Source organism: Actinomycetospora lutea (assembly GCF_028737205.1).
GTDB classification, from domain to species: Bacteria; Actinomycetota; Actinomycetes; order Mycobacteriales; family Pseudonocardiaceae; genus Actinomycetospora; species Actinomycetospora lutea.
Window position 1 is genome coordinate 37,134 of sequence record NZ_JAQZAL010000002.1, and the last position, 24,584, is coordinate 61,717.

Sequence of the window (24,584 nt, forward strand, 5' to 3'; positions counted from 1 at the left end):
CTCACGCCGCGACCGGCTCCGGCGCCGGTGCCCCGGCCGGCGTCGCGGGCACGTGCCCCAGGGTGGCCACGACCAGCGCGGACACGACGAGCAGGACGACGGCCGCGACGGCCGCGGTGACGGTGACCGCGCCGGTGAACGCCTCGCGGGCCGGGGCGACGACCCCGGGGTCGCCCGTCGTGACGGCCCCGGCGAGGCCCTCGCGGGCGGCCGCCGACACCTCGTCGGGCAGCAGCGCCCGGTAGACCGCGACCGCGAGGCTGCCCATCCCCGCGAGCCCGACCGCCATGCCCAGCTCCTGGCCGGTCTCGGAGAGCGAGGACGCCGACCCGGCCTGCGCCGGCGGTGCCGACCCGACCACGAGGCCCACGCCGAGCCCGCCGGGCAGGCCCATGCCGAACAGGGCGACGGTGAACGCGGTGATCATCGGCGCGGTGCCGCCGGGGGCGGCGAGGGCCACGCCGGCGAGCCCGAGGGCCGCGAGCGTCGTGCCGCCGGCCATCACCCACGCCGGGCGGACCCGCCGGGCGAGGTAGGGGCCGGCGATGACCCCGACCAGCATCGCGACGGTGCCGGGCAGCGTCGCGAGACCGGCGGCGAGCGGGTCGAGTCCCGCCACCAGCTGGAGGTCCTGGGTGATCACGAGGAACATCCCGCCCATCACCACGCCGCCGAGCAGCATGGTGGCCAGCGCGCCGCGCAGCGCGGGGTGCGCGAGCAGGCGCAGGTCGAGCAGGGGGTGCTCGAGGCGGCGCTGGCGGCGCACGAACGCGACGCCCGCCGCGACCCCGACGACGAGCGCGGCGACGGTCGGCACGCCGGCGTCGCCGCGGGCCAGCGCCTTCACCCCGTGCACCACCGGCAGCAGGGCGAGCAGCGACAGCGCGACGCTCGCGGGGTCGAGCCGCCCGACGCCCGTCCCCGCGCCCTCGGGCAGCAGGCGCGGGCCGACCGCGAGCAGCAGCACCATCACCGCGACCCCGGGCAGGAACACCGCGCCCCACCAGAAGTGCTGGAGCAGCAGCCCGCCCAGCGCCGGCCCGAGGGCGCCGCCGACCATGATCGCCGAGAAGACGGTCGCGATCGCCACGCCCTGCCGGCGCGGGTCGGTGTACAGGCTCGTGACCAGCGCCAGCGTCGAGGGCATGAGCGTGGCGCCGGCGATCCCGAGCGCCGCGCGGGCGGCGATGAGCAGCTCCGGGGTGGGCGCGGACGCCGCCGCCAGCGACGCCGCCCCGAACGTCGCGGCGCCGATGAGCAGCAGCCGGCGGCGTCCGATGCGGTCGCCGAGGGTGCCCATGGTCACGAGGAACCCGGCGACGAGGAAGCCGTAGACGTCGGTGATCCAGAGTTGTCGGGCCGCGTCGGCGTGCAGGTCCTCGGCGAGGCGCGGCAGGGCCACGAGCAGCACCGACAGGTCGAGCGCGACGAGCAGGGCGGGCAGGGTCAGGACGGCGAGCGCGAGCCGTGTGCGTGCCGCGGTCATCGGAGCTCCTCGAGCCAGGTGCGCCAGCGGGGGCGCTCGCGGTCGGCGACGGCGGCGGCGTCGGTGTCCGGGTCGTCGAAGAGGGTCAGGTGGACGCTCGCGTGGGCGTCCCGGCCGGCGGTGGCGAGGTCGCCGACGCCCGGCGCGGGCGCGTCGAGGAGCAGGACGACGTCGCTGCGGTGCTCGCCGGGGGAGAGCACCGCGACCGTCCCGGCCAGCTCCGGGGTGCCGCCGAGCGCCACGCGGTCGCCCACGCGGGCGTCGGCGAGCCCGGTGGCCGCGAGCAGCGTCTCCCATGCGGCGGGCTGCGGGCCGCCGATCCGGGTGCCCGCGCTGACCGTCGACGGGCGGCGCCCGGCGAAGTCGGTGAGGTAGAGGCGCAGCGTCTCCAGCGCGACGGCCATGCCCTCGCGCAGGGCGTCGATCTCGTCGTCCCAGTCGTCGCCGGTCCCGAAGCCGCTCATGACCATGCGCACGACGCACGTGCCCTCGTCGCGGGTGGACACCAGCCACTCGGTGGCGAGCGTCGTGGTCTCGGTGCTCCCGGAGCCGGCGGTCCAGGTCGCCTCGGTCGCGAAGCGCTCCGGGGCGTCGTACGCGGTGACGGTGCCCTGTGGACGGGTCGAGCTCCGCTGCGCTTCGTCTCCCACGTCGCCGTCGCCGCCGCCCATGTCGAAGGCGAACTCGCCGCCGACGTGCTCGCCGACGCGGGTGGGGTGCAGCCAGGAGCTGATGCCCGGGCCGGTCGCGATCGCGTCCCAGACCTGCTCGGGGGTGCCGGGCACCGTGACCTCGAGATCCACGGTGCGCTCGTCCTCGCTCATGACTCGTCCTCCTCGGTCGGGGCCGGCACGGGGTGCGCGCCGACGATCAGGCGGTGGGGGCGGCCGTCCGGCGCGTGGTACCGGGCGGCGAGGTCGCGGACGGCGGCGCCGAGCTCCTCGGCGAACGCGGCCCGCTCGGCGGCCGAGGCGAAGGCGATCTCGGTGTCGATCGCCAGGGTCGCCAGGCGCTTGTCCTGGGCGTCGGCGCGGCGGGCGAGGTCGCCCACCTCGCGCACCACCCGGCCGGCGAGGGCGAGCAGGTAGCGCGCCGAGAGCCGGTCGGAGACCCGCTCGGGGGCGCTCGCGGCCTCGCCCAGCGCGGCGGGGGAGACCAGGTAGGAGGCGGCCGAGGCCTCCAGCACCCGCTCGGTGAGCCCCCGCTTCGGGCGCTGGGCGACCTCGCGGACCAGGCCGTGCGCCTCGAGGGTCCGCAGGTGGTAGTTGACCTTCTGTCGGGTCAGGCCGACCCGTCCGGCCAGCGTGGAGGCCGATCCGGGCTCGGCGAGCGCGGCCAGCAGGCGCGCGCGCAACGGGTCGAGGGCCGCCGCGGCGGCGGCCGGTTCGTCGATCACGTCCACGTCGAGCACGGACCCACGAGAACATTGACAAGAAAATTTGTCAAATGGGGGAGAGGCCCTACGGTGGGGGCGTGGCACGGACCCCCGGACGGCACGACGCGGACGCGGGCGGCCCGGCGGAGGTGAACGAGGCGAAGGCGGCGATCCGGCAGCGCGTGTGGGACGCCCTCAGGGACGGGCAGCTCGCGCGGTTCCCGGGCGCGCACGGGCGCATCCCGAACGTCAGCGGCGCCGAGGCCGCGGCCGAGCGCCTGCGCGGGACCGACGTGTGGCGCCGGGCCCGCACGCTGAAGTGCAACCCGGACGCCGCGCAGTGGCCGGTGCGCCAGCGCGCGCTGCAGGACGGCAAGACCGTCTACATGGCCGTGCCGCGCCTCGCCGAGGAGGCGCCGTTCTTCCTGCTCGACCCCGAGCACCTCGCCGACACCCCGCGCAAGGCGTCGTCGATCAAGGGGGCCTCGCGCTCGGCGCGGACGGTGGCCGTCGAGGACCTCGAGCCCGTCGACCTCGTCGTCACCGGGTGCGTGGCCGTCGCCGAGGACGGCGCGCGGCTGGGCAAGGGCGGCGGGTTCAGCGACCTCGAGTTCGCGGTGGCCAGCGAGGCCGGGCTCGTCGCGCCGGACACCCCGGTGGTTACGACCGTGCACGAGCAGCAGGTCGTCCCGGTCGGCGAGATCCCGGTGACCGGCCACGACGTGCGCCTCGACCTCCTCGTCACCGCCGACCGGGTCATCACCTGTACGCGGGAGGCGCGCCATCCGGGCCGGATCGCGTGGGACGAGCTGACCGAGGAGAAGATCGCCGCGATCCCGCTGCTGCAGCGGCTGCGGCCGGGATCGTGAGGGGGTTCAGCCGCGCCGCCCGACGATCCGGGCGAGCAGGGGGGCGACGAGCAGCATCAGCAGGACGCGCAGCACCTGGACCGCGACCACGGAGGTGACGTCGACGCCCGAGGAGATCGCGGTGGCCAGGACGGCGTAGATGCCGCCCGGGGTCGTCGCGAGGTAGCCCTCGAGCGGGGTCATCCCGGTGGTCCACGAGAGCAGCAGGCCCAGCCCGGCGCAGACCGCGATCACCGCGAGGATCAGCGCCGTGGCCAGCGGCAGCACGCGCACGACGGTCGCCAGCGCCTCGCGCGTGAACTTCAGCCCGGCCTGCCAGCCGATCACCGCGTAGGCGACGTCGACGAGCAGGGTCGGCACGCTCGCCCCGACCACCAGACCGGACATGCCCAGACCGGACATGCTCAGCGCGGCCGCGAGCACCATCGGTCCGAGCAGGGCGCCCGCCGGCACGTGCAGGGCCCGGGCGAGCGGGGCGCCGACCGCGGTGCACGCGACGAGCAGGAGGACGCCGACCCACCAGGGCGCCGAGGGGCCCCCGGTCGGCGGTCCGGCGGTCCCGGCGTGCGCGGCGCCGTAGAAGGCGATCGCGACCACGGGCATCGTCACGGTCACCAGGCCGACCCGCAGGTACTGCACGACCGAGACGATCCGCTCGTCGCCACCGAGCTCGTGGCTCATGGCGACGAGGCCGGAGGCGCCGCCGGCGGTCTGCGCGAGCATGCCCGTCAGCGGCGACATCCCGCGCTGCAGGCCCATCACCAGGCCCGCGGCCATGCTCGCCAGCAGCGTCCCCAGGCTGATCAGCAGGACCGGGAGCCACTCGGCGGCGACCGCGCCCAGCATCTCGGGGCGGGCCAGCAGGCCGATCACGACGCCGATGACGGCCTGGCCGGCGGTCGAGGCGCGCCGCGGGACCGCGCGCGGGCCCCATCCGGCCAGGGCGACGACCGTCGCCACCACGAGCCCGGCGAACAGCGCCGCCGACGGCACCGCGAGCGCACCGAACCCCAGGGTCGCGGCGACCGTCAGCACCGCCAGCACCGCCCACCGGGTGCCGGTGCCCTCGATGCGATCTGCCACCACGCCCGAGCCTAGGCCGCAGGGACCGGCACCGGGGGAGTCGCACAGGTGTTCGAGTCACCGCCGAGCGGCACGTTCCGCAGGCGCCGAGCCCTGGAGATCCTGCGAGCCGTGCCTCTCGCGCCCCGACGGTTCCGGCGCAGGGCGCCCGCCGCCGGTCTCTCCGCGCGAAGGGACCTTTCGCTCAGGTCCTGGTCGCGACGGGGAGAGGGCCCTCCTGACGAAGTGACATAATGTCGATTATCGGATCGAGTGAGTGATGCGGGACGTCGCGACGAGCAGCGCCGCGGTGCTCGCCGTCAGCGCCAGCGACCGCACCAGGTTCGCGTCGAGCAGGCTGTCGATGGTCGCCGCCGACCGACCGAGCCGGTCGAGCCGGTCGTGCATCGGGATCGCCCAGGCCACCGTGGACACGAGCGACACCAGCCCGCCGGCCGCGGCGACGGCCGCGAGACGGCGCGACACCTCGGCCGGCCGCGTCCACGGGAACGCCGCACAGGCGAGGAACGTCAGGAACCCGGGTGCGATCACCACGAGCGGGATCGCCGCGTTGTACTGGGCGTGGTACGCGAGGAAGTCCTCGGCCGGCACCGCCCGGTACAGCGGGTACGAGACGGCCTGCGCCTGCCAGCCGATGCCCGTCGAGTACGCCGTCAGGGCCGTGAGCCCGACGAGGTGGGCCCGGCGCCACGACGGCCGGGTGGTGCGGACCGTCCGCTCGATGAGGTCGGTGCTCATGCGGGTCTCCCCTGGTGCCACGTATTCGGTAGAGTGAGACTAACTCGATTTGGGCAGGAGTCAAACGGAATGTCGGCACGCCGTCGGTACGACGCCTCCGGGCGCGAGCGCCAGGCCGCCCTCACGCGCCGGCAGATCGCGATGGCGGCCGTCGAGCAGTTCGTGGTCCAGGGGTACGCGACGACCACCGTGGCGTCGGTGGCCACGGCCGCGGGCGTGTCCGCGCAGACCGTCTACAACGGGTTCGGGACCAAGGCCGCGCTGCTCAAGGAGGGCTACGACCTCCTCATGGTCGGCGACGGCGAGGCCGTGCCGCTCGCGGAGCGCCCCGACGTGCGCGCGCTCTACGCCGAGCCCGACCCCGTCGCCTTCCTGCACGGCTACGCGCGGCTGGGCCGCGAGCTGCTCGACCGCCTCGGCCCGCTCGCGATGCAGATCGGCGCCGGCGCGCTCGCCGGCGACCCGGACCTCGTGGAGCTGCGCGCGACCACCGACCGCGAGCGGCTCGTGGGCACCGGCATGGTCGTGGGACGGCTGGTCGAGCTCGACGCCCTCTCCCCCGGACTCGACGCCGACGCCGCCCGCGACCGGCTGTGGACGCTGAACAGCACCGAGGTCTGGCACCTCCTCACCGCGACCCGGGGCTGGACCGGCGAGCAGTACGAGGAGTGGGTCGGGGAGGCCATGACCGCGGCCGTGCTGCGTGCCGACCTGCTGCGGTGATCGAGATCCGCTCGCCGAGGCGCGGCGACCGGTGAGGCGGTCCGATCGGGTGAAGACGTTGAATGGCACACGATCGATCGACCGTCTGGCGGACGGTCGCACCGCCGACCGCGCGCCTCCTTCCCACCGCCCACCCGATCGAGCACGGTGAGGTCACGACCGGGTCGCACACCGCGACTTTCATGTCCGTCGCGTGACGACCCGCTCACGATCAGTGCCCGGCGAGGACCCGGGCGTGCTCGGGGGGAACCGTGACGACAGGAGCAGGACACCGGCGGGGGCGCCGGTGACCGACGAATCCGACGAGATCGACCGGCTGGTCGCCGCCGTCGTGGCGGGCGACCGCAGGGCGCTCAACCAGCTGCTCATGATCCTGCGGCCCCTGGTCGTGCGCTACTGCCGCTCGCGCCTGGGCACCGAGCGGGCCTGCGTGGCTGCCGACGACGTCGCCCAGGAGGTCTGCCTGGCGGTCCTGAAGTCGCTGCCGACCTACACCGACCAGGGCAAGCCCTTCCTCGCGTTCGTGTACGGCATCGCCGCCCACAAGGTCGTCGACGCCCACCGGCACGCCGGCCGCGACCGCTCCGAGCCCACCGACGACGTGCCCGAGGGCTTCACCGACGCCGTGGGTCCCGAGCAGGCGGCGCTCGAGATGTCCGCCAGCGCGGAGATGCGCGCGCTGCTCGCCCAGCTGCCCGCCAAGCAGCGCGAGATCCTCGTACTGCGCGTCGTCGTCGGGCTCTCCGCCGAGGAGACCGCGATCGCGGTCGGCTCGACGCCCGGCGCGGTGCGGGTCGCCCAGCACCGCGCCGTCGCCAAGCTCCGCACCGTCATGGGCGAGGCCGACGACGACCGCGGCCCCGACGACACCCCGCCCCGCGGGCTGCTCAGTACGCGGGCCGGAGCGGGAACCCGGACCGGGCGTCGGGGCCGAGCTTGACCCCCAGCACCTGGTGGAGCTGGATGTTGTTCAGGTCGAAGCCGACCTGGCACGCGGGCATGTAGAGCCGCCACACACGGGCGCGGCCCTCGCCGGCCTCGGCGACGCACTCGTCCCAGTTCGCCTCGAGGTTGGCCGACCACCCGGCGAGCGTCCTCGCGTAGTGCTCGCGCAGGTTCTCCTCGTGCCGGATCTCGAACCCGGCGGCGTTCATCCGCGAGATGAGCCACCCGATCGGCAGGAGCTCGCCGTCCGGGAAGACGTAGCGGTCGATGAACGGGTCGGCGTGGGCCCGGTGGTGCGCGTCGGGCCGGGTGATGCAGTGGTTGAGCAGGCGCCCCCCGGTGCGCAGCCTGCCGTGGAGGAAGCGGAAGTAGCCCGGGATGTTGCGCCGCCCGATGTGCTCGGTGAGCCCGATCGAGCTGACGGCGTCGAACTCCCCCTCGGTGACGTCGCGGTAGTCGCCGTGACGGATCTCGACGAGGTCGCCGAGCCCGCGGCGGGCGACCTCCTTCTGCGCCCAGGTGGCCTGGTCGCGCGAGAGCGTCACGCCGAGCGCGCGCACCCCGTGGTGCTCGGCGGCGTGCATCGCCATCTGGCCCCAGCCGCAGCCCACGTCGAGCAGCCGCATGCCCGGCTCCAGGCGGAGCTTCTCGGCCACCAGCGCGTGCTTGGTGAACTGGGCGTCCTCGAGCGTCGCGGTCTCGGACGGGTAGACGGCGCACGTGTAGGCCATCGAGGGCCCGAGGACCATCTCGTAGAAGCGGTTCGACACGTCGTAGTGGTGCTCGATCGCGTCGGAGTCGCGGTCCTTGGAGTGCCGCCGGCCGTGCTGGCGGTGCTCCTCGGGCGGGGGTGCGACGCGGTGCTTGAAGCGCAGCGGCGCCAGGCGCGCGGCCATGCGCACGAGCGTCGCCGGCGTGACGTCGGAGACGGTCAGCTCGCCCAGGGCGGTGAGTGCGGTGTAGATGTCGCCGTCGACGTCGAGGTGCCCGGAGACGTACGCCCGCGCGAGGCCCAGGGAGTTGGGCGAGCTCGCGAGGTAGGCGAGCGCGGTCTCGCTGCGCACGTCGACGGTGGCGACGGGGGGCGCCCCGCCCGGGGACGACCGACTCCCGTCGTAGGCGCGGATGGCGACGGGGGCCTGCTCCCCCAGCACCGGTCGGAACATCTCGGCGACCTGCACGACGATCCCTCCTCAGCCCGTCACGGTCTTGGTGTAGAGGTCGGGGAGGCGGCCGTCCGGGTCGTAGCGAGCCTTGAGCTCCCGGTAGGTCGCCCCTCCGTACAACGCGTCGAACTCGGTGCGCGTGTAGCTGGCCGTCGAGTACAGCGACTTGTGCCCGTCCAGCCCCATGAGCACCTGCTCGATGCGCCGGTTGTGGTGGTCCGGCGCCTGGCCCTCCGCGAGCGGGGCGTCCGACCAGAACCCGATGTTGACGTAGGTCGTGTCCGGGTCCAGGGGGTAGAGCGGCCATGCCCGGCGATCACGCTGACGGAGCGGGCACAGCCAGACCGGGCTGATCCCGATCTCCTCGTGGAAGAACGCGAGGAACTCCGGCAGACGGTCCACCGGCACCTCGACGTCCTGGATGATCGGCTCGACGCCGGTCACGCCGCGGCGGCGCGCCAGGGCCTGCGACAGCCCGGTGCGCCGGTCGAGCGCGACGATGCGGCGGTAGACGTCGGAGCGGCGGTAGCGCGACGGCCAGAGCCGCCGGACCACCGGGTGCTGGACGCCGAGCGCCCGCGAGCACCAGAACCAGTCGGTGTCCCAGCGCCACAGGTAGTCGTGGATCGACAGGAAGTCGGTCTCCCGGTGCTGGATCGACCGGTAGTAGATGCCCTGCCCGGTGTAGTCGGAGAGGTACGGCGCGGTGTCGACCATCTCGCCGACGGTCATGTAGTGCTCGCGCGCGGAGAACACGACGCCGTCGCAGAAGTCGACCCGCTCCCCCGCCCACGCCCGGGTCGCCGACACCTCGGCGAGCGCCCGCGTGACCTCCTCCGCGGTGTCGAAGCGGACGTGGCGCAGGCGCACGAACGGGCGGACCGGTGCGAGCTCGATGCGCAGCCGCAGCGCGTAGCCCAGCGTCCCGTAGGAGTTCGGCAGGCCCGACAGGAGGTCGGGGTGGTCCGTGGTGGACAGGATGTCGCCGGTCCCGGTGAGCACGTCGGCCTCGAGCACCGACTCGTGCGGGAGCCCGTCGCGGAACGACGACGACTCGATGCCCAGCCCCACGACCGCGCCGCCCAGGGTGATCGTCTTGAGCTGCGGGACGACGAGCGGCATGAGCCCGTGCGGCAGGGTCGCCGCGACGAGGTCCTCGTAGGTGGTCATCCCCGCGACGTCGGCGGTGCGCGCCTCGGGGTCGACCGCGAGCACGCGGTCGAGTCCCTCGACGGTGAGCCCGCCCGCGCCGTCGCGGAAGCGGAACAGGTTGGAGGTCTTCTTGCGCAGCCGGACCGGGGCGTTCGGCGGCAGCGCCGCGAGCCCCTCCCGCACCGCGTCCACCGCCCGGCGGTGGGCGGTCCCGGCGTCCGTCGTGGTGGTCATGAGCCGACCGTCATCTGGGTGCCTCCTCCCGGATCACGGGCGAGCGTATGCCCGGTGTGAACCCTGAAGCACCGGATCTCAGATGTTCTGTGCGCCACCCGAGCGGACGCTCGACGGACCGTGTCCGGTGTGCCACCCGGCGTGTCGGTTCGGTGCGGCGACGGCGTGGCCACGGCGTGGCCACGGTGGGCCGGGCCGTCACCCGACCAGGTCGGCCACCAGTTCGATCCCCCCGCGGGCGGTCTCGCCGCGGTCGGCCACGGCGTCCGGGGCCCGTGTCCCGGTCCAGACGGTCACGAGGAACAGCCAGCGGACGACGAGATAGACGATCAGGAGGAAGCCGACCAGGGCGCCCAGGGCGGTCACCGCGGGCGAGCTCCCGACCAGCCGGAAGTACAGGCCGCCGATCTGCTGCAGGACGACGAGGCCCACCGCGGCCACGGCCGCCGCGGGCAGCAGCGGGCGCAGGGACCGCGTCGGGCGCGGGAGGTGGGCCAGGCACCACGCGACGACCAGCCAGTTGGCGGCGAGCCCGACGACGAGGGAGCCGACCGCCAGCACCGCCCGCGCGCCGCCCGTGCTCGTCAGCCCCAGGAGGTCGAGCACCCACCTCCCGAGCACACCGGTCAGCGTCGCCAGCGCGAACGAGACGGCCAGCGCGAGGCCGACGCCCACCAGCGCCGTGACGTCGGAGACCGCGGAGCGCACCCGGCGCTCCGGGCAGGGCAGCCCGAGCAGCGCGGTCACCGCGTCGCGCAGGTGGCTGATCCAGCTCCACCCGGAGACCGCGGCGGCCGCCAGCCCGAGCACCCCGAGGGTGCCGCGCTCGGCCACCACGACGTGGACGACGTGGACGACCTCCGTGCCCACCGGCTGGGGCAGCGCCGCCGCGAGGAGTCCCTCCACCTCGGCGAACACGCTCTGGCTGGAGGACAGCACGAACCCGACCGCGGACACCGCCAGCATCAGCAGCGGCACCAGGGCGAGCACGGTGAAGAACGTGACGGCGGCGGCGAGGTGGTCACCGTGACGGGCGCGGTAGAGCCGCCGGCTCTCGCGCAGGCGCCGCCACCAGGGTCCCCTACGCGCGGACGTCGGCCACCCGATGCGCCCGAGCCGCCCCGCCGGTGCCATCCGCCCAGGCAACCACGCCGGGTCCCGGCGCCCTCACCGGGGGTTCACGTCCGGGTGACCGCCGCCAGGACCCGCGGCAACGACTCGTCGGCGAGGGCGGCCATCTCGTCGTCGGTCCGGTCCTGGATCGGGTGCGCGACGTAGACGGCGGGCACGGACGCGAAGCCCAGCGCGCGGGCCTGGACGTCGGTGGCGGTCACGAACTCCGTCGACGCGACGAAGGTGGCGGTGACGCCGTCGGCCTCGAGGGCGGCGAGGTCGTGCACACTGCACGACGTGCACGAGCCTCAATCGGCGAGTGCCTCGATCACCACGTCGCACTCGGCGGCGATCTCCGCGCGCAGGTCCGCGGGCAGCGGCTTGGTGAAGGTCGGCTTGGCGTAGCGGCGGACCGTCGCGCCGCGCTCACCGAGCAGCGACTCGAGCCGGTCGAGGAAGACGTCGCCGCGCGGCTTGGCGATGTCGAGCAGCCCCACGGTCCGGCCGGCGAGGTCGTCGGGACGCGCCCCGACGGTGCGCGACGACGGCCGGGACTCGTCGGTGGGGTCCAGCACGGTCACCATTCAGGCCTCCTCGATGACGCGGGTGACGGGATCGCTGCCGCCGGGTCCGCCGACCCAGCCGCCGATGACGGTGGAGAACTTCCCCGCTCCCCCGCCGGCCACGGCGACCAGCAGACCGCCGGGCCGGAACTTGGGTCGCGCGCCCAGAGGTCGGCCCAGCGGCGCGGGCAGGCCCTCCTCGATGCCGTCGGCGCCCCGGGCGAGCTCCTCGGGCGGGATCAGGAGCAGCTCGTCGAGCGCCGCGGTGAAGCGCGCGCGGTCCCACCCCGCCCCGGCGAACACCGCGACGTGCTCGGGCGCCAGCACGAGCGTGGCGTCGAAGCCGCCGGCGAGCTTGGGGTGGGCGACCCCGCGCAGCGCGCCCGCCAGCGAGCGGGCCAGCGAGTCCGGGGTGCGCGAGATCTGGTCGACGACACCGCGGGCGCCCTCGGCGGCGAACACCGTGACCGCCGACGCCCCGGCCGGCACCCCGCGCGACACCGACAGCGGCTCCCACGGCGAGCCGTCCTCGTCCTCGGCGAAACAGAGCCCGACCTTGCCGGGCTGGCCGAGCGTGGCCCGGTCGACCTCGCCGGGCCGCCCGCCGCCGACGTTGCGGATCACCAGCTGCAGCGCGCGCCCGATCGTCGAGTTCGCCCGCGTGCCCTGCCCGAGCGCGTTGCCGCCGGCGTGCACCCCGATCCGGCGGGCCACCGGGCCGTGGACGAGGACCGCCGGCGCCGCGCCCCAGGTGGTCGCGAGCAGGCCGTGGGCGTTGAACGCGTCGTCGCAGGCGGCCTCGACGGCGGCGAGCACCACCGGGAGGTATTCGGGGCGGCAGCCCGCGAGGACGGCGTTGATCGCGACCTTCTCGACGGTCGCGGGCACGAGGTTCGGCGGGACGACGGCGACGACCTCGTCGGGCGCCCGCGTGGTGCCCGCGAGCATCCGCAGCACGCGCGGCGGGGTCGGCGCGACCACGGGCAGCCCGTCGGTCCAGCCCCGGTCGTAGAGCGCCTCGGCCTCGTCCTCGAGGCCCGCGAGCTCGACGCGCCGGGCGGCGAGCTCGTGGCCCCGGGCGCGCAGGAGCATCTCGTCGGCGACCGCGGGGTCGTGGGTGCGCGACCCGCAGCCGGGCTTCCACTCCGGCAGCTCGGCGCCGAGGTCGGCGACCCCGGCGAGCTCGCGCCACCGCTCGCGGTCCCAGCCCTCGGTGCGCGCGGTCTCGCGCCCGCCCTCCCGGCGCAGCAGGGTCGGCACGACGTCGATGCCCAGCGCCACGCTGGCGTCGAGCGCGGTGTCGTCGCGGACCTCGATGCCGGGCGGGAAGGCGGGGTCGTCCTGGCTGAAGACGGTCGCGTCGAGGACGTCGAGGACCGGCGCCACCAGGCGGCACGTCGGGCAGTCCTGCTTGAGCACCACCACGAGACCGTCTTCCGGCACGCCCACCCTCGGCACGTTACCGGCCGGGCCATCCCTTGCGCACCGCGGACCTTCCGTGCACCATCCATGTGGATGGCGGACGGAGGATCACATGGCCGGTGAGCCGGAGCGGACCGAGAAGATCACGATCAATCTCGGTCCGGTCGACCTCGGGCGCATCGACCTGCTCGTGCAGGAGGGGTTCTTCACCACCCGCACGGACTTCATCCGCACCGCCGTCCGCAACCAGCTCGCCACCAGCGAACGCGCGATCGAGCAGACCGTCGCGCGCCGCACCCTGGTGCTGGGGACCCAGCACTTCTCCCGGCGCGACCTCGAGACCCTGCGCGACGCCGGCGAGCAGGTGCACATCCGTGTGCTCGGGCTCGCCACCGTCGCCGAGGACGTCCCGCCGGAGCTCGCGACGGCCACGATCGCCTCGGTCGAGGTACTCGGGGCCTTCCGGGCCAGCCGTGCGGTGAAGGCCGCACTGGGTCCCCGCATCGTCTGACGACCCCCCGGGGGTCAGCAGGAGGACGCCGTGTTCCGCAGGATGAACGACGCCACCCGCCTCGTCCGCCAGGGCCGTCTGCTCGACGCGACGGCCAGGATCCAGGAGCACCTGGGCGGCGGTCTGCCCGCGATGGCGTCCCCGGCGCCCTACTCGCCCCCCGGGCGGACCGGCCGGTCGCGGGCCGGGGGCACCGTCACCCGCGGCGCGGCGTCCGCGCACGGCGACCGGCGCGCCTACCGCCTCTGCGTCCCCGCGGGCCTCGCGCCGGGCGCGCCGCTGATGGTGATGCTGCACGGCGGCACGCAGGACGCCGACGGGTTCGCCGCGTGCACCGGCATGGACGAGGCGGCCGAGCGCGCCGGCGTCGCGGTCGTCTACCCGGAGCAGTCGCGGGCCGCCAACGCGATGGGCTACTGGAACTGGTTCCGCCCCGGCGACCAGACCCGCGACGCCGGGGAGCCGGCGATCATCGCGGCGATCACCCGGTCGGTGGCCTCGGAGCTGGGCACCGACCCGGCGCGGGTGGCCGTGGCCGGCTTCTCCGCCGGCGCGGCGATGGCCGCGGTCATGGCCGCCACCCATCCCGACCTCTACTGCGGGGCCGGTGTGCACTCGGGCCTGCCCCACCGCGCCGCGCGTGACGTCGGCTCGGCGTTCGCGGCGATGTCCAGCCCGCCCGCGACTGTCGCCGACGCCGGGCCCGTCCCGCTCGTCGTCGTGCACGGCGACGCGGACCGCACCGTGGCGCCCGGCAACGGCGAGGCGGTGGTGCGCTCGGCGCTGGTCGGGGCCGGCGGGGTGGCGCGCGAGCGGACGTCGGGGCGCGCCGAGGGGGGACGCGGCTGGACCCGGGAGCGGGTCACCGAGCCCGGCGGGCGGGTGCTGGCCGAGTCGTGGACCGTGCACGGCCTGGGGCACGCCTGGTCCGGCGGGCGCGCGGGCGTCCAGTACGCCGATCCGTCGGGACCCGACGCCGCCGGCGCGATGCTCGCCTTCTTCGGGTTCACGGGCGCGGCGGGGGTGCAGCCGGACCGCGCGGTCGGGTAGACCAGCTCCCGTGCCCGACCTCTCCGAGTACAACGCCAAGCGGGATCCGGCGCGCACGCCGGAGCCGTTCGGGCGGGTCGACGACGCGGCGCCGACCGGCGACCGCTTCGTCGTGCAGGAGCACCACGCGCGGCGCCTGCACTACGACGTGCGCTTCGAGCGCGACGGCGTGCTCGTGTCCTTCGCGGTGCCCCGGGGTCTGCCGGACGAGCCGGGCGCGCCGCGCCTCGCGGTCCACACCGAGGACCACCCGCTGGAGTACCTGGACTTCCACGGCGAGATCCCCGCCGGCGAGTACGGCGGCGGGTCGATGACGATCTGGGACTCGGGGCGCTACGAGACCGAGAAGTGGTCCGACCGCGAGGTCGCGGTGACGCTGCACGGCGAGCGGGTCTCGGGCCGGTTCGTGTTCTTCCGGCCCGACCGCGACGACCAGCAGGAGAAGGACTGGCTGGTCCAGCGCCGGAAGAGCGACACCCCCGCCCCGGCGCGGGACACGTCGGCGCAGTCGCCGCGGGTCGTGGTCGGCGGGCGCGGGCTGCGGCTGTCGAACCTCGACAAGGAGCTCTACCCCGACGTCCCCAAGGCGTCGGTGATCGACTACTACGCCCGCGTCGCCGACACCCTGCTCCCCCACCTCGCCGGCCGGCCCCTGACGCTGCGCCGCTTCCCCGACGGCATCTCCGCGCCCTCGTTCTACGAGAAGAACGCCGGTGCGAAGGCCCCGGAGTGGCTGCGCAGCGTCACCGTGCCGACCCCGGGCAGCAGCCGGGGGTCGGCGACGGCGAACTTCGTGGTCGTCGAGGAGCTCGCGACGCTCGTGTACCTGGCCAACCTCGCGGTGCTCGAGCTCCACGTGCCGCAGTGGCGGGTGGACGACGACGACACCCCGCAGCCGCCCGACGAGCTCGTCTTCGACCTCGACCCGGGCGAGGGCACCACGGTCGTCGACTGCGCGCGGATCGCCCGGCGCGTGCGCGACGTCCTGCGCGCCGACGGGCTCGAGCCCTGCCCGAAGACCAGCGGCAGCAAGGGCATGCAGGTCAGCGCGGCGGTGCGCGTCGAGGACCCCGCCCGGACGTCGGCGTACGCGAAGGGCGTCGCCGAGCTCCTGGCCCGCGAGACCCCGCGGTCGGTCACGGCGATCATGGCCAAGGAGCGGCGTCGCGGGAAGATCTTCGTCGACTGGAGCCAGAACAACACGGCGAAGACCACCGTCGCGCCCTACTCGCTGCGGGCGCGGGCGGCCCACGGCGCGCCGACCGTGTCCACGCCGCTGACCTGGGACGAGGTGGAGGCGGCGCAGGAGGTCCGGGAGCTGACGTTCTCCCCCGCCGACGTGCTCGCCCGCATCGAGACGCACGGTGACCTCTACGCCGCGGCGCTGGGCGAGGGCGTCACACGACCCGACCTGCCCGAGGCGCCGGCGGCCGGCTGACCGCTCTCCGGATCGATCTCCCGGGAGTGTCGTGGGAGTCGTCGGTCCGGCCGTGATCGGCCGGCCGCCACCGGACGGGCGGTGGGTGCCCGCGGGCGCACAGCACCAGCGGCACCGTCGGGAGATCGTTCTGGCGAGCGACCGGCGGTCCGGGGCGGGCCCGGCTCAGCCGGTCAGGCCGTTGACGGTGCGGCCCACGCCGCCGACCACACCGTTGACGGTGTTGCCGAGCCCGCCGACCAGACCGTCGCCGCCGCGGGACCCGGACCCACCGGACCCACCGGAGCCGCCCGAGCCACCGGACCCGCCCGAGCCCCCGGACCCGCCGCCGGACGAGCCCGACCCGCCGGACGATCCGCCGGAGCCCCCGGACCCGCCCGAGCCCCCGGACCCACCGCCGGACCCGTCGTCGTCACCGTCGTCGTCACCGTCGCCCCGGGTCGTCGGGGTCGAGGTCTCGTCGTCCTCGTCGTCCGCGCTGGAGCTGCCGGTGCTCGGGCGGGTGGTCGCGCGCGAGGTGGTCTCGTCGTCGCGAGCGAGGGCGCGCGGGGTGACGGTCGCGGACCGCGGGGGCTGGGCGATCGCCACGCCCGGGTCGTCCAGCGGCGGGAGCACGGAGGCGTCGGCGGGGGCGCCCGGGTCCTGCGTCGACGAGCCCGGGGCCGTCAGGGTGCCCGGCGCGGCGCCCTGGCCCGGCAGGTCGCCCGGCGCGACGACCGGGAAGGTGCCCACGCGCGGCAGGGCGGTGTTCTCCCCGTCGTGGGCGAGGGTCGAGATCGCGGCGGGCACCACGGCGGCCGCGGCCGCGACCGAGGCGGCGGCCAGCCCCCAGCCCCGCAGGCGACCGCCGGCGCCGGCGCCGGCGGCCGCGGCGGCACGGCGGCGTCGGCGGTGGCGGCCCGGGTCGGTGACCGGCGCGGAGGGCGTGAGCTCGGTGGGCGACTCCTCGAGGCCGCGACGCGCCCAGGACGGGAGCTCGGCGGGCACGTCGCCCGACGACCACCAGGAGGGCTCACCCCCCGACCCCTTGGGCATCCTGCGCTCCCCTCAGCCCAGTGTGATCGCCGAGACTACTGCACGTACATGTGCGCCCCCAAGGTGGTCCGGCGATTCCCCGAAACGTGCGAAGGACCACGGCTGTGTGCAGCAACAACGTCCGACCCGCGCGCCGATCCCGCGGACCGGGCAGACTCGGGGCCCGTGACCCGGGCCCAGCACCCGAACACCCCGCATCCGTTCCTCGCCGGCCGGACCCCGCGGGCGTTCGCGCACCGCGGCTGGCACATCGGTGAGCTCGAGGGCCTGGAGAACTCGCTCCTGGCGTTCCGCCGGGCGGTCGAGGAGGGCTACACCTATCTCGAGACCGACGTGCACGCGACCGCCGACGGTGTGCTCGTCGTGCACCACGACGCCACCCTGCGCCGCGTGGCCGGGCACCCGGGGGTCCTGCGCTCCATGCCCTGGGCCGACCTGGCCGGCGTGCGCCTGCGCGGGCGAGAGCCGCTCCCCCGCCTCGAGGAGGTGCTCGAGGCCCTCCCCGACACGCGGTTCAACGTCGACCTCAAGGCACCCGGCACGCTCGGGCCCATGCTGCAGCTGCTCGAGCGCGACGACGTCGCCGAGCGCGTCGCCGTGGCGAGCATGGACGAGCGGCGCGTGCAGGCGGTGCGCGCACGGTTCGGCGACCGGGTGATCACGGGCATCGCGGCGCGCTCGGCGGTGCGCCTGCGGGCACGCGCCGCGTCGCCGGGCCCGTTGCGCCGCGCGCTGCCGGTGCGCGGCGACCTCGCCCAGCTGCCCGTGCGCTTCGGCGCGCTGTCGGTGGTCGAGCCGACGCTCATCGCCGCGGCCCACGAGCTCGGCGTCGAGGTCCACGCCTGGACGGTCGACCGCACCTCCGAGATGCACCGCCTGCTCGACCTCGGGGTCGACGGCATCATGACCGACCGCCCCGACCTGCTGCGGGACGTCCTCGTCACGCGCGGGGCCTGGCCCGGGCACAACCGGCGTCGTGTGGGCGTTGACGAGGACGGGTAATCACCCCGTGTGCGCCCGGACCGGTGAGTCGGGTCACGGAACGGGTGAACGACGGGCACGGCGGGAACGAACTGCGGTGGTCCGGCGTTGACCACCCCGTGCCCGGCGCCCCGCGCGTCTGCGGGTGCACTCGCAGTCGAGGAAAGGACACCATCATGGCCGACCGCGTCCTCCGTGGTAGCCGTCTCGGGGCCGTGAGCTACGAGACCGACCGCGACCACGACCTCGCCCCCCGCCGTTCCTTCGCCTACCGCTGCCCCAAGGGCCACGACTTCGAGGTGCCGTTCTCCGACGACGCCGAGGCGCCGGTGACCTGGGAGTGCCGTCTGCACGGCGACGAGGGCAAGCGGATCGACGGCACCGAGCCCGAGCAGAAGAAGGCCAAGCCGCCGCGGACCCACTGGGACATGCTGCTCGAGCGCCGGTCCGTCCCCGAGCTGGAGGAGCTGCTCGACGAGCGGCTCGGCCTGCTCAAGGAGCGCCGCTCCGAGAGCGCCTGAGCGCGCGGCACACGAACCAGGGCCGTCCCGGAGAGCCGGGGCGGCCCTCGCGTGTGTCCGGAGGCGATCCCGGGGTCAGCTCCGGGCCGGGCGCGCGCGGTGGCGCCGGACCCGGTCGCGCACGGCCCACGAGGTGATGCGCCAGAGCGCCTCGCGCACCACGGCTCCGCTCATCTTGGACAGGCCGTGCTCGCGCTCGACGAACGTGATCGGCACCTCGCGGGCGCGCAGCCCCGCGCGGTCCACCCGGAACGCGACGTCGACCTGGAAGCAGTAGCCCTCCGAGGCCACCGTCGCCATCCCGAGCTCGGCCAGCGCCGCGCGGCGGAAGCAGCGGTACCCGCCGGTGACGTCGTGCAGCCGCAGGCGCAGCGCCCGCCGCGAGTACACGTTGCCCGCGCGGGAGAGCAGCCGGCGGTGCCACGCCCAGCCCGCCGTCGCGCCGCCGGGCACGTAGCGCGAGCCGAGCACGACGTCGGCGTCCGCGGCCGCCGCGAGCAGGCGCGGCAGCTCCTCCGGGGCGTGCGACCCGTCGGCGTCCATCTGCACGATCCACCCGACGCCGCGCGCGAACCCGTCGCAGCACCCGTCGAGGATCAGCGAGAACGCGTCGACGTACGCGGCGCCGAGGCCGGCGCGGGGCGCGTGGTGGTGCACCCGCACGCGGGGGTCGGCGTCGGCGATCGCGTCGGCGAGCGCGCCGGTGCCGTCCGGGCTGCCGTCGTCGACGACGAGGATCCGCAGCCCGGGCAGGGTGGCGTGGAGCCGGGTCACGAGCCGCGGCAGGCTCTCGCGCTCGTTGTAGGTCGGGACGGTCACCAGCACGTCCGACCCGTCGGCGGCCGGACCGGTCACGCGCGCCCCCGCGGGCGGCGCGCGACCCCGACGACGAGCGCGCCCAGCGCGAGGGCGACGAGCGCCCACTCCGGCGCCGGCCCGAGGCGCGTCGCGAGCGTCGTCGTGGTGCGCAGCGGCACCTGCTCGACGAGCACGCCGGGGGTGAACAGCGCCCCGGTGCGCGCGACCAGGGACCCGTCCGGGGCGATCACCGCGCTCTGCCCGCTGGTCGCGGCGATCACCACGGCGCGGTCGTGCTCGATCGCGCGCAGCCGCGACATGCCCTGCTGCTGGTAGGTCATGTCGCTGTAGCCGAACGTCGCGTTGTTCGTCGGCACGGTGAGCAGGTCGGCGCCGCCCGCCACGGCGTCGCGGACCGCGTCGTCGAAGACGACCTCGTAGCAGGTCGCGACGCCGAGGCGCACCGGGCCGGCCGGCAGCACCCCGGAGCCGGTGCCCGGTTCGAAGTCGGTGACGCGGTCGACGAGCGGCGAGACCGCGCGCGCGACGGGGCGCAGCGGGATGTACTCGCCGAACGGCAGGATGTGGCGCTTCGTGTAGGTCCCGGTCGGGCCGGTGCCCGGCACCCAGACGATGGCGGTGTTCCGCGGGCCCTGGACGAGGGTGCCGTCGGGGCCGCGGGTGCCCGACAGCACGGCGCCGACCACCACGGGCACGCCGATCTCGTCGGTGACCGCCTGGATCTCCGCGCCGGCGTCGGCGTTGCGGATCGGGTCGATGTCCGAGGCGTTCTCGGGCCAGATCACGAGGTCGGGGCGCGGGGTGCGGCCGGCGCGGACGTCGTCGGCGAGCCGGCGTGTCTCCGCCACGTGGTTGTCGAGCACCGCGCGGCGCTGCGCGTTGAAGTCGAGACCCGCGCGCGGCACGTTGCCCTGCACGGCGGCGACGACGGCGGTCGGGCCGGGCGGGCTCGCGGCGACCGCGGGCCACGCGGCCAGGCCGGCCACCGGACCGAGCAGCACGGCGACCAGCGCGCCCGCGACGGCGCGGGCCCGGCGCGGGGGCCGCAGCGCGCGGACCAGCGCCCAGAGCCCGGCGCCGCACAGCGCGACCGCGGCACCGACCAGCGGTGCCCCGCCCAGCGAGGCCAGCGACGCGAACGGGCCGCCGGGCTGCCCGAACGCGAGCTTGGCCCAGGGGAAGCCGTCGAACGGGGCCCGCTCGATGACCGCCTCGCCGGCGACCCACAGGCACGCGACCCACAGCGGCGCGCCGGGCAGCCGCGTCACCAGCGGCAGCAGACCGATCGGCACCGCCACGACCACGGTCAGGGCCGCGAGCAGCAGGAACCACACGCCGCCGACGTACTCGCCGGTCCAGTGCAGCAGCGGCCACTGGTAGGCCACGCCCACCAGCAGCCCGAGCCCGAACGCGGCGCGCAGCCGGCGCCCGTCGACGACCGTGACGGCCAGCGCGATCCCCAGCGGCGCGGCCCACCAGGCCCCGAGCGGGGGGAACGCGACGTAGAGCAGGAGCCCGGCGACCACGGCGCCGGCGACGCGCGACCACGATCCGGGCGAAGGGCCCCGTCGCTCGGACAGATCGCGCGACGGGGCCCGACGCTGCGATCCGGGGTCGGTCGTCAGCACGGGTGCAGGTCGTGGGGGCGCCGGTTCACCGACTCGCCGCCGGACTCGGTGACGACCACGATGTCCTCGATGCGGGCGCCCCACCGGCCGGGGAAGTAGATGCCCGGCTCGACGCTGAAGGCCATGCCCGGCTCGAGCGGGAGGTCGTTGCCGTCGACGATGTAGGGCTCCTCGTGCACCTCGAGGCCGATGCCGTGGCCGGTGCGGTGCACGAAGTACTCGCCGTACCCGGCGTCGCGGATGATCGCGCGGGCGGCCTCGTCGATGCTCGCGGCCGTGGCGCCGGGGCGCACCGCGTCGACCGCGGCAGCCTGGGCGCGCTGGAGCACCGCGTAGACCTCGCGCACCTCGGCGTCGGGCTCCCCCACCACGTAGGTGCGGGTGGAGTCGGAGTTGTAGCCGTCGGGCAGCGGGCCGCCGATGTCCACGACGACGACGTCGCCGGTCTGCAGGACACGGTCGGACAGCTCGTGGTGCGGGCTCGCGCCGTTGGGTCCCGAACCGACGATGACGAACGCGGCCTCGGCGTGCCCGGTCTCGAGGATGGCGCGGGTGATGTCGGCGCCGACCTCGGCCTCGGTCCGCCCCGCGACGAGCCACCCGGGCACGCGCGCGTGGACGTCGTCGATGGCGGCCCCGGCCGTGCGCAGCGAGGCGATCTCCTCGGCGTCCTTGCGCATCCGCAGCTGCCGCAGGATCGGGGTGGCGAGCTCGAGGGTCGCGCCGGGCAGCGCGTCGCGCAGGCCCAGGACGTGCAGGGCCGGCATGTCCGCGGCCACCGCGACCCGCCGGACGTCTCCGAGCGCCGAGGCGGCGAGCGCGTGCGGGTCGACCCCGTCGGTCCAGGTCAGCACGTCCATGGCCTCGACCGCCGACCCGTCCAGACCGGGGCGCTCGAGCGTCGGGACGACGAACGCGGGCGCACCCTGCGCGGGCAGCAGCAGCGCCGAGAGGCGCTCGTGGGAGTGCTTGACGACGCCGGTGAGGTACTGCAGATCGGGCCCGGGGGTCACGACCAGGGCGTCCACCCCGGCCTGCCGGGCGGCGGCGCGGGCCCGCTCGAGCCGGGCGGTGACGTGGTCGGGCGCGGTGCCGCTCATGGTCGCCGAGCCTAGGTCAGACGGGCGCGCCCCGGGGTGGCCCGGGGCGCGCCCTGCCGCATCACCCGGCTGTCACTCGGCGAGCTTGGCGAAGGCCTGCGCCCAGAGGAAGTACTTGTTCGTGCCCAGGTCGCGCACGGTCTTGATGTTGAACGCCTCCTTGAGCTTCTCCGCGTCGCTCTCGCTGACGCCCTGCAGCGCGGCGACCGGCGCGTCGGCGATCTCCTGCGCGCTCTTGGTCTCGTACTCCTTGTCGAGCTTGGACGCGATGTCGCCCATGGTCGTGTCTCCCCTCGCGTGTGGTCCCGGACACGATCGTGCCCGCCGACGGTCCTCTTCCCCGTCGACCGCCCGGTCACGCGGCGGCGCGGTTGAGTAGATGTCCCCTGGGTGCGGCGGGCTCCCTCCGGGAGGCTCGCCGGTATGAGCAGCCCGGTGCCGCAGGACGCGCTCCTCGCCCGCCTCGACGACGACCTCGCCGGCCTCTCCCGCGAGGTCGACCGCATCCGCGCGGACCTGCGGACGCTGCGCCCGAGCGAGAGCCCGGCCCCGGCGCCGCGCCCCGGGCCGGTCCCCGCGCCCGTCCCGCCGCCCCCGCCCCCGGCGTGGACGCCGGCCGGCGCCTGGGCGCCCCCGGCGGCCTGGGCCCCGCGTCCCGGTCCTCCCCCGCGCGGGGTGCCGGCCTTCCCTCCCGGTGGCCGCGGCCCCGCCCGTCCGCCCCGCCCGCCGCGCCCACCCCGCCCGCCCCGGACCCCGCGCGTGGCCTGGACCCCCGCGCGCCTGTTGGCCGTCACCGGCGGCGCGACCACCGTCCTCGGCGTGGTGATGCTGCTCGTCCTCGCCGCGGGGCGCGGGTGGTTCGGCCCCGAGGCCCGCGTGGTCGGCGGCGCGGTGCTGGGCCTCGCGCTCGTCGGGATCGGGGTCCGGGTGCGCCGCCGGGCCGGCGCGTCGGAGGCGCCCGCGGGTGCCGTGGCCCTCGTCGCCACCGGCGTCGCCGCGCTCTTCCTCGCCGACGTCGCCGCGGTGGCGCTCTTCGACCTGCTGCCGCTCGCGGTCGCGGCCCCGCTCGCCCTGGCCGTCACGGCGGGCGGGCTCGCGCTCGCCGACCGCTGGCGCCACCGGGGCCTCGCGCTCGGGGTCCTGGTCGCCGCGGCCCTCGCCGCGCCGCTCGTGGTGGGTGCGCCGACGCCGACGCTCGTCACCGTCCTGCTCGCCTCGCAGGTGGCCGCCGTGGTCGTGGCCCGCCGCCGGGCGTGGCCGCTCGTCGCCGCCGTGGCGTCGGTCGCGAGCACGCTGGCCGCGCTGGGCGCGGCGATCCGGTTCCTCGCCGGCGGGACGTTCTCCGACCTGCCCACCACGCTCGCCGTGCTCGCGGTCCTCGCGGCCGGTGCCGCCACGGCCGTGGCCGTCGGGGCCCCGGGCCGGGCCGTGGCGACGTCACTGCTGGGCCTGCCGGTGCTCCCGGTCCTGCTCGTCGCGCCGGGCCTGGCCCGCGTGCCCGGCGCGCTGGTCGCCGGCGGTGTCGCGGTGGCCCTGCTGCTCGCCGTCGTGGCCCTCGACCGCGACCCGGCACACCGCCCGCTCGCGCTCGTCGCCGGCACCGCCGGGACCGTCTCCCTGCTCGTCGCGACCCTGATCGCCGTCGACTCCGGCCCGGTCTCCGTGCCGCTGCTCGCCGAGGCCGCGGTGCTCGCGGTCACCGCGGCCGCCGCCCGCCGCGTCGGGCCGCTGGTCGCCGGGGGCGCGCTCGCCCTCGTCGGCGGGGCCACCGCGCTGGCCGTCGACGCGCCGCCCGCGCTGGTCGCGGACTTCCCCACCCGCCCGTTCGTCCTGACCGCGCCCGGCGGCACGGCCACGACCGCGGTCGTCGGCGAGCTCGTCGGCGCGCTCGCGACGTCGCTGCTACTCGTCGCGGTCGCCGCGGCGGCCCTCGCCGCGCTCACCCGCCTCGAGGCCCTGCGGGACCGCACCAACGCCGCGGTCGCGGTTGCCGGGCTCGGCCTGGTCGGGCTCTACGGCGCGACCGGCACGGTGGTGACGACCGCGCTGCTCGTCTCCCCCACCCGCGGCGCCTTCCTCGTCGGCCACGTCCTCGTGACGATCTCCTGGACCGCGATCGCCCTGGTGCTGCTGGTGCGCGGGCTGCAGTCGTCGCTGCCGCGGATCCTCGGGGGCGTGCTCGTCGCGGCGGCCGTGGCGAAGCTGCTGCTCTTCGACCTCACCGCCCTCGACGGGCTCGCGCGGGTCGCGGCGTTCCTCGGCGCCGGCCTGGTGCTGCTCGCGGCGGGGACCGGCTACGCGCGGGCCGTCGCCGGGGCGGCCGGCGCGACCGACGGTGGGGCGGGCACGCCCGGCCCCACCGCCGCGCCCACCAGCCCGGCCAGCTCGTCGACGGTCGGCCCCTCGGCGACCGGCGGCCGCCAGCCGGAGGCGTAGATCTCCCGGACCCGCGGGTGCAACGCGACCAGCGAGTCGGGCAGCGCGCGCATGGTGAGGTACGGCCCGACCACGGCCATCAGCGAGCGGTCGACCTCGGTCGCGGAGACGACGAGGTCGGACGTCGGGGGCCGGGTCGGGTCGACGTCCTCGCCGGCCCAGCGCGCGGTCTGGGCGGCGTCGGTGGCGAGGTGGT

Annotated in this window: 24 protein-coding genes; 9 read left to right on the forward strand and 15 right to left on the reverse strand. The window is 76.0% G+C overall.

What is annotated here, in order from left to right:
• Position 1 precedes the first annotated feature (1 nt).
• Genes PHK61_RS02785 through PHK61_RS02795 form a run of 3 tightly spaced genes read right to left on the reverse strand, consistent with a single transcriptional unit; the run spans position 2 to position 2,897 of the window.
• Positions 2-1,486 (reverse strand): MFS transporter, encoded by a 1,485-nt coding sequence (locus PHK61_RS02785; RefSeq protein ID WP_274279442.1) that lies wholly within the window; start codon positions 1,484-1,486, stop codon positions 2-4.
• Positions 1,483-2,310: an SRPBCC family protein gene (locus tag PHK61_RS02790; RefSeq protein ID WP_274279443.1), complete on the reverse strand. Its 828-nt coding sequence runs from the start codon at positions 2,308-2,310 to the stop codon at positions 1,483-1,485. The genes PHK61_RS02785 and PHK61_RS02790 overlap by 4 nt, the downstream gene beginning before the upstream one ends.
• Positions 2,307-2,897, reverse strand: coding sequence for an ArsR/SmtB family transcription factor (locus PHK61_RS02795; RefSeq protein ID WP_274279444.1), 591 nt, complete (start codon positions 2,895-2,897; stop codon positions 2,307-2,309). The genes PHK61_RS02790 and PHK61_RS02795 overlap by 4 nt, the downstream gene beginning before the upstream one ends.
• Before the next feature lie 62 nt (positions 2,898-2,959).
• Here PHK61_RS02795 and PHK61_RS02800 point away from each other — a divergent pair, with 62 nt between their 5' ends.
• Positions 2,960-3,730 carry a 5-formyltetrahydrofolate cyclo-ligase gene (locus PHK61_RS02800; RefSeq protein ID WP_274279445.1) on the forward strand — a complete coding sequence of 257 codons (771 nt, stop codon included), beginning with the start codon at positions 2,960-2,962 and terminating at the stop codon, positions 3,728-3,730.
• A 6-nt stretch (positions 3,731-3,736) separates the two neighbouring features.
• On the opposite strand, the gene PHK61_RS02805 is transcribed toward PHK61_RS02800, so the two are convergent.
• Both PHK61_RS02805 and PHK61_RS02810 read right to left on the reverse strand, forming a co-directional pair.
• A complete protein-coding gene (locus tag PHK61_RS02805) occupies positions 3,737-4,813 on the reverse strand; it encodes an AbrB family transcriptional regulator (protein WP_274279446.1) in 1,077 nt (358 codons plus the stop codon).
• A gap of 240 nt (positions 4,814-5,053) precedes the next feature.
• Entirely contained in the window at positions 5,054-5,551 is a 498-nt protein-coding gene (locus tag PHK61_RS02810) for a hypothetical protein (protein WP_274279447.1), read from the reverse strand.
• Positions 5,552-5,620: 69 nt separating this feature from the next.
• Here PHK61_RS02810 and PHK61_RS02815 point away from each other — a divergent pair, with 69 nt between their 5' ends.
• Together PHK61_RS02815 and PHK61_RS02820 are read left to right on the forward strand one after the other, a co-directional pair.
• Positions 5,621-6,274: a TetR/AcrR family transcriptional regulator gene (locus PHK61_RS02815; RefSeq protein WP_274279448.1), complete on the forward strand. Its 654-nt coding sequence runs from the start codon at positions 5,621-5,623 to the stop codon at positions 6,272-6,274.
• Between the two features lie 286 nt (positions 6,275-6,560).
• Positions 6,561-7,214, forward strand: coding sequence for a sigma-70 family RNA polymerase sigma factor (locus PHK61_RS02820; RefSeq protein ID WP_274279449.1), 654 nt, complete (start codon positions 6,561-6,563; stop codon positions 7,212-7,214).
• Here PHK61_RS02820 and PHK61_RS02825 read toward each other — a convergent pair.
• The 5 genes from PHK61_RS02825 to PHK61_RS02850 all read right to left on the reverse strand — a co-directional run bounded on the left by PHK61_RS02825 (position 7,162) and on the right by PHK61_RS02850 (position 12,896).
• Positions 7,162-8,385, reverse strand: a complete 1,224-nt coding sequence (locus PHK61_RS02825; protein WP_420791345.1) for a class I SAM-dependent methyltransferase — start codon at positions 8,383-8,385, stop codon at positions 7,162-7,164. The genes PHK61_RS02820 and PHK61_RS02825 overlap by 53 nt on opposite strands.
• Positions 8,386-8,412: 27 nt before the next feature.
• On the reverse strand, positions 8,413-9,771 hold the full coding sequence (locus PHK61_RS02830; protein ID WP_274279451.1) for an FAD-binding oxidoreductase: 1,359 nt from the start codon (positions 9,769-9,771) through the stop codon (positions 8,413-8,415).
• A gap of 198 nt (positions 9,772-9,969) precedes the next feature.
• Positions 9,970-10,905 (reverse strand): YihY/virulence factor BrkB family protein, encoded by a 936-nt coding sequence (locus PHK61_RS02835; RefSeq protein WP_274279452.1) that lies wholly within the window; start codon positions 10,903-10,905, stop codon positions 9,970-9,972.
• 44 nt (positions 10,906-10,949) lie between these two features.
• The gene (locus PHK61_RS31875) at positions 10,950-11,465 is read right to left on the reverse strand and encodes a UGSC family (seleno)protein (RefSeq protein ID WP_476287228.1); all 516 of its coding nucleotides are present in this window, start codon (positions 11,463-11,465) and stop codon (positions 10,950-10,952) included.
• A 3-nt stretch (positions 11,466-11,468) separates the two neighbouring features.
• Positions 11,469-12,896 carry a thioredoxin family protein gene (locus tag PHK61_RS02850; RefSeq protein ID WP_274279455.1) on the reverse strand — a complete coding sequence of 476 codons (1,428 nt, stop codon included), beginning with the start codon at positions 12,894-12,896 and terminating at the stop codon, positions 11,469-11,471.
• Positions 12,897-12,981: 85 nt separating this feature from the next.
• On the opposite strand from PHK61_RS02850, the gene PHK61_RS02855 reads away from it, so the two are divergent.
• Genes PHK61_RS02855 through ligD form a run of 3 tightly spaced genes read left to right on the forward strand, consistent with a single transcriptional unit; the run spans position 12,982 to position 15,868 of the window.
• Complete coding sequence (locus tag PHK61_RS02855; RefSeq protein ID WP_274279456.1) at positions 12,982-13,380, forward strand: CopG family transcriptional regulator; 399 nt, start codon at positions 12,982-12,984, stop codon at positions 13,378-13,380.
• Positions 13,381-13,410: 30 nt separating this feature from the next.
• Positions 13,411-14,430 carry an extracellular catalytic domain type 1 short-chain-length polyhydroxyalkanoate depolymerase gene (locus PHK61_RS02860; protein WP_274279457.1) on the forward strand — a complete coding sequence of 340 codons (1,020 nt, stop codon included), beginning with the start codon at positions 13,411-13,413 and terminating at the stop codon, positions 14,428-14,430.
• A gap of 10 nt (positions 14,431-14,440) precedes the next feature.
• The gene (gene ligD, locus PHK61_RS02865) at positions 14,441-15,868 is read left to right on the forward strand and encodes a non-homologous end-joining DNA ligase (RefSeq protein ID WP_274279458.1); all 1,428 of its coding nucleotides are present in this window, start codon (positions 14,441-14,443) and stop codon (positions 15,866-15,868) included.
• Positions 15,869-16,033: 165 nt separating this feature from the next.
• On the opposite strand, the gene PHK61_RS02870 is transcribed toward ligD, so the two are convergent.
• Positions 16,034-16,903 carry a hypothetical protein gene (locus tag PHK61_RS02870; protein WP_274279459.1) on the reverse strand — a complete coding sequence of 290 codons (870 nt, stop codon included), beginning with the start codon at positions 16,901-16,903 and terminating at the stop codon, positions 16,034-16,036.
• 165 nt (positions 16,904-17,068) lie between these two features.
• Between PHK61_RS02870 and PHK61_RS02875 the strand changes: the two genes are divergently transcribed.
• On the forward strand, positions 17,069-17,905 hold the full coding sequence (locus PHK61_RS02875; RefSeq protein WP_274279460.1) for a glycerophosphodiester phosphodiesterase family protein: 837 nt from the start codon (positions 17,069-17,071) through the stop codon (positions 17,903-17,905).
• A 155-nt stretch (positions 17,906-18,060) separates the two neighbouring features.
• The gene (locus PHK61_RS02880; protein WP_133828683.1) at positions 18,061-18,405 is read left to right on the forward strand and encodes an RNA polymerase-binding protein RbpA; all 345 of its coding nucleotides are present in this window, start codon (positions 18,061-18,063) and stop codon (positions 18,403-18,405) included.
• Between the two features lie 75 nt (positions 18,406-18,480).
• Here the strand turns inward: PHK61_RS02880 and PHK61_RS02885 are convergent, their stop codons facing one another.
• The 4 genes from PHK61_RS02885 to PHK61_RS02900 all read right to left on the reverse strand — a co-directional run bounded on the left by PHK61_RS02885 (position 18,481) and on the right by PHK61_RS02900 (position 22,231).
• Complete coding sequence (locus tag PHK61_RS02885) at positions 18,481-19,260, reverse strand: polyprenol monophosphomannose synthase (protein ID WP_274279461.1); 780 nt, start codon at positions 19,258-19,260, stop codon at positions 18,481-18,483.
• Entirely contained in the window at positions 19,257-20,750 is a 1,494-nt protein-coding gene (gene lnt, locus PHK61_RS02890) for an apolipoprotein N-acyltransferase (RefSeq protein WP_274279462.1), read from the reverse strand. The genes PHK61_RS02885 and lnt overlap by 4 nt, the downstream gene beginning before the upstream one ends.
• A 95-nt stretch (positions 20,751-20,845) precedes the next feature.
• Entirely contained in the window at positions 20,846-21,952 is a 1,107-nt protein-coding gene (locus PHK61_RS02895; RefSeq protein WP_274279463.1) for a M24 family metallopeptidase, read from the reverse strand.
• Positions 21,953-22,024: 72 nt separating this feature from the next.
• On the reverse strand, positions 22,025-22,231 hold the full coding sequence (locus PHK61_RS02900; RefSeq protein ID WP_133828686.1) for a hypothetical protein: 207 nt from the start codon (positions 22,229-22,231) through the stop codon (positions 22,025-22,027).
• Positions 22,232-22,375: 144 nt separating this feature from the next.
• On the opposite strand from PHK61_RS02900, the gene PHK61_RS02905 reads away from it, so the two are divergent.
• Entirely contained in the window at positions 22,376-24,388 is a 2,013-nt protein-coding gene (locus PHK61_RS02905) for a DUF2339 domain-containing protein (protein ID WP_274279464.1), read from the forward strand.
• Positions 24,389-24,584 lie beyond the last annotated feature (196 nt).

Excerpts from the sequence above, each read along its gene's own strand:
- PHK61_RS02785 (WP_274279442.1), bottom strand. The coding sequence starts at position 1,486 with ATGACCGCGGCACGCACACGGCTCGCGCTCGCCGTCCTGACCCTGCCC.
- PHK61_RS02790 (WP_274279443.1), bottom strand. The coding sequence starts at position 2,310 with ATGAGCGAGGACGAGCGCACCGTGGATCTCGAGGTCACGGTGCCCGGC.
- PHK61_RS02810 (WP_274279447.1), bottom strand. The coding sequence starts at position 5,551 with ATGAGCACCGACCTCATCGAGCGGACGGTCCGCACCACCCGGCCGTCG.
- PHK61_RS02815 (WP_274279448.1), top strand. The coding sequence starts at position 5,621 with ATGTCGGCACGCCGTCGGTACGACGCCTCCGGGCGCGAGCGCCAGGCC.
- PHK61_RS02825 (WP_420791345.1), bottom strand. The coding sequence starts at position 8,385 with ATGTTCCGACCGGTGCTGGGGGAGCAGGCCCCCGTCGCCATCCGCGCC.
- PHK61_RS02830 (WP_274279451.1), bottom strand. The coding sequence starts at position 9,771 with ATGACCACCACGACGGACGCCGGGACCGCCCACCGCCGGGCGGTGGAC.
- PHK61_RS02835 (WP_274279452.1), bottom strand. The coding sequence starts at position 10,905 with ATGGCACCGGCGGGGCGGCTCGGGCGCATCGGGTGGCCGACGTCCGCG.
- PHK61_RS02855 (WP_274279456.1), top strand. The coding sequence starts at position 12,982 with ATGGCCGGTGAGCCGGAGCGGACCGAGAAGATCACGATCAATCTCGGT.
- PHK61_RS02870 (WP_274279459.1), bottom strand. The coding sequence starts at position 16,903 with ATGCCCAAGGGGTCGGGGGGTGAGCCCTCCTGGTGGTCGTCGGGCGAC.
- PHK61_RS02880 (WP_133828683.1), top strand. The coding sequence starts at position 18,061 with ATGGCCGACCGCGTCCTCCGTGGTAGCCGTCTCGGGGCCGTGAGCTAC.
- PHK61_RS02895 (WP_274279463.1), bottom strand. The coding sequence starts at position 21,952 with ATGAGCGGCACCGCGCCCGACCACGTCACCGCCCGGCTCGAGCGGGCC.
- PHK61_RS02900 (WP_133828686.1), bottom strand. The coding sequence starts at position 22,231 with ATGGGCGACATCGCGTCCAAGCTCGACAAGGAGTACGAGACCAAGAGC.
- PHK61_RS02905 (WP_274279464.1), top strand. The coding sequence starts at position 22,376 with ATGAGCAGCCCGGTGCCGCAGGACGCGCTCCTCGCCCGCCTCGACGAC.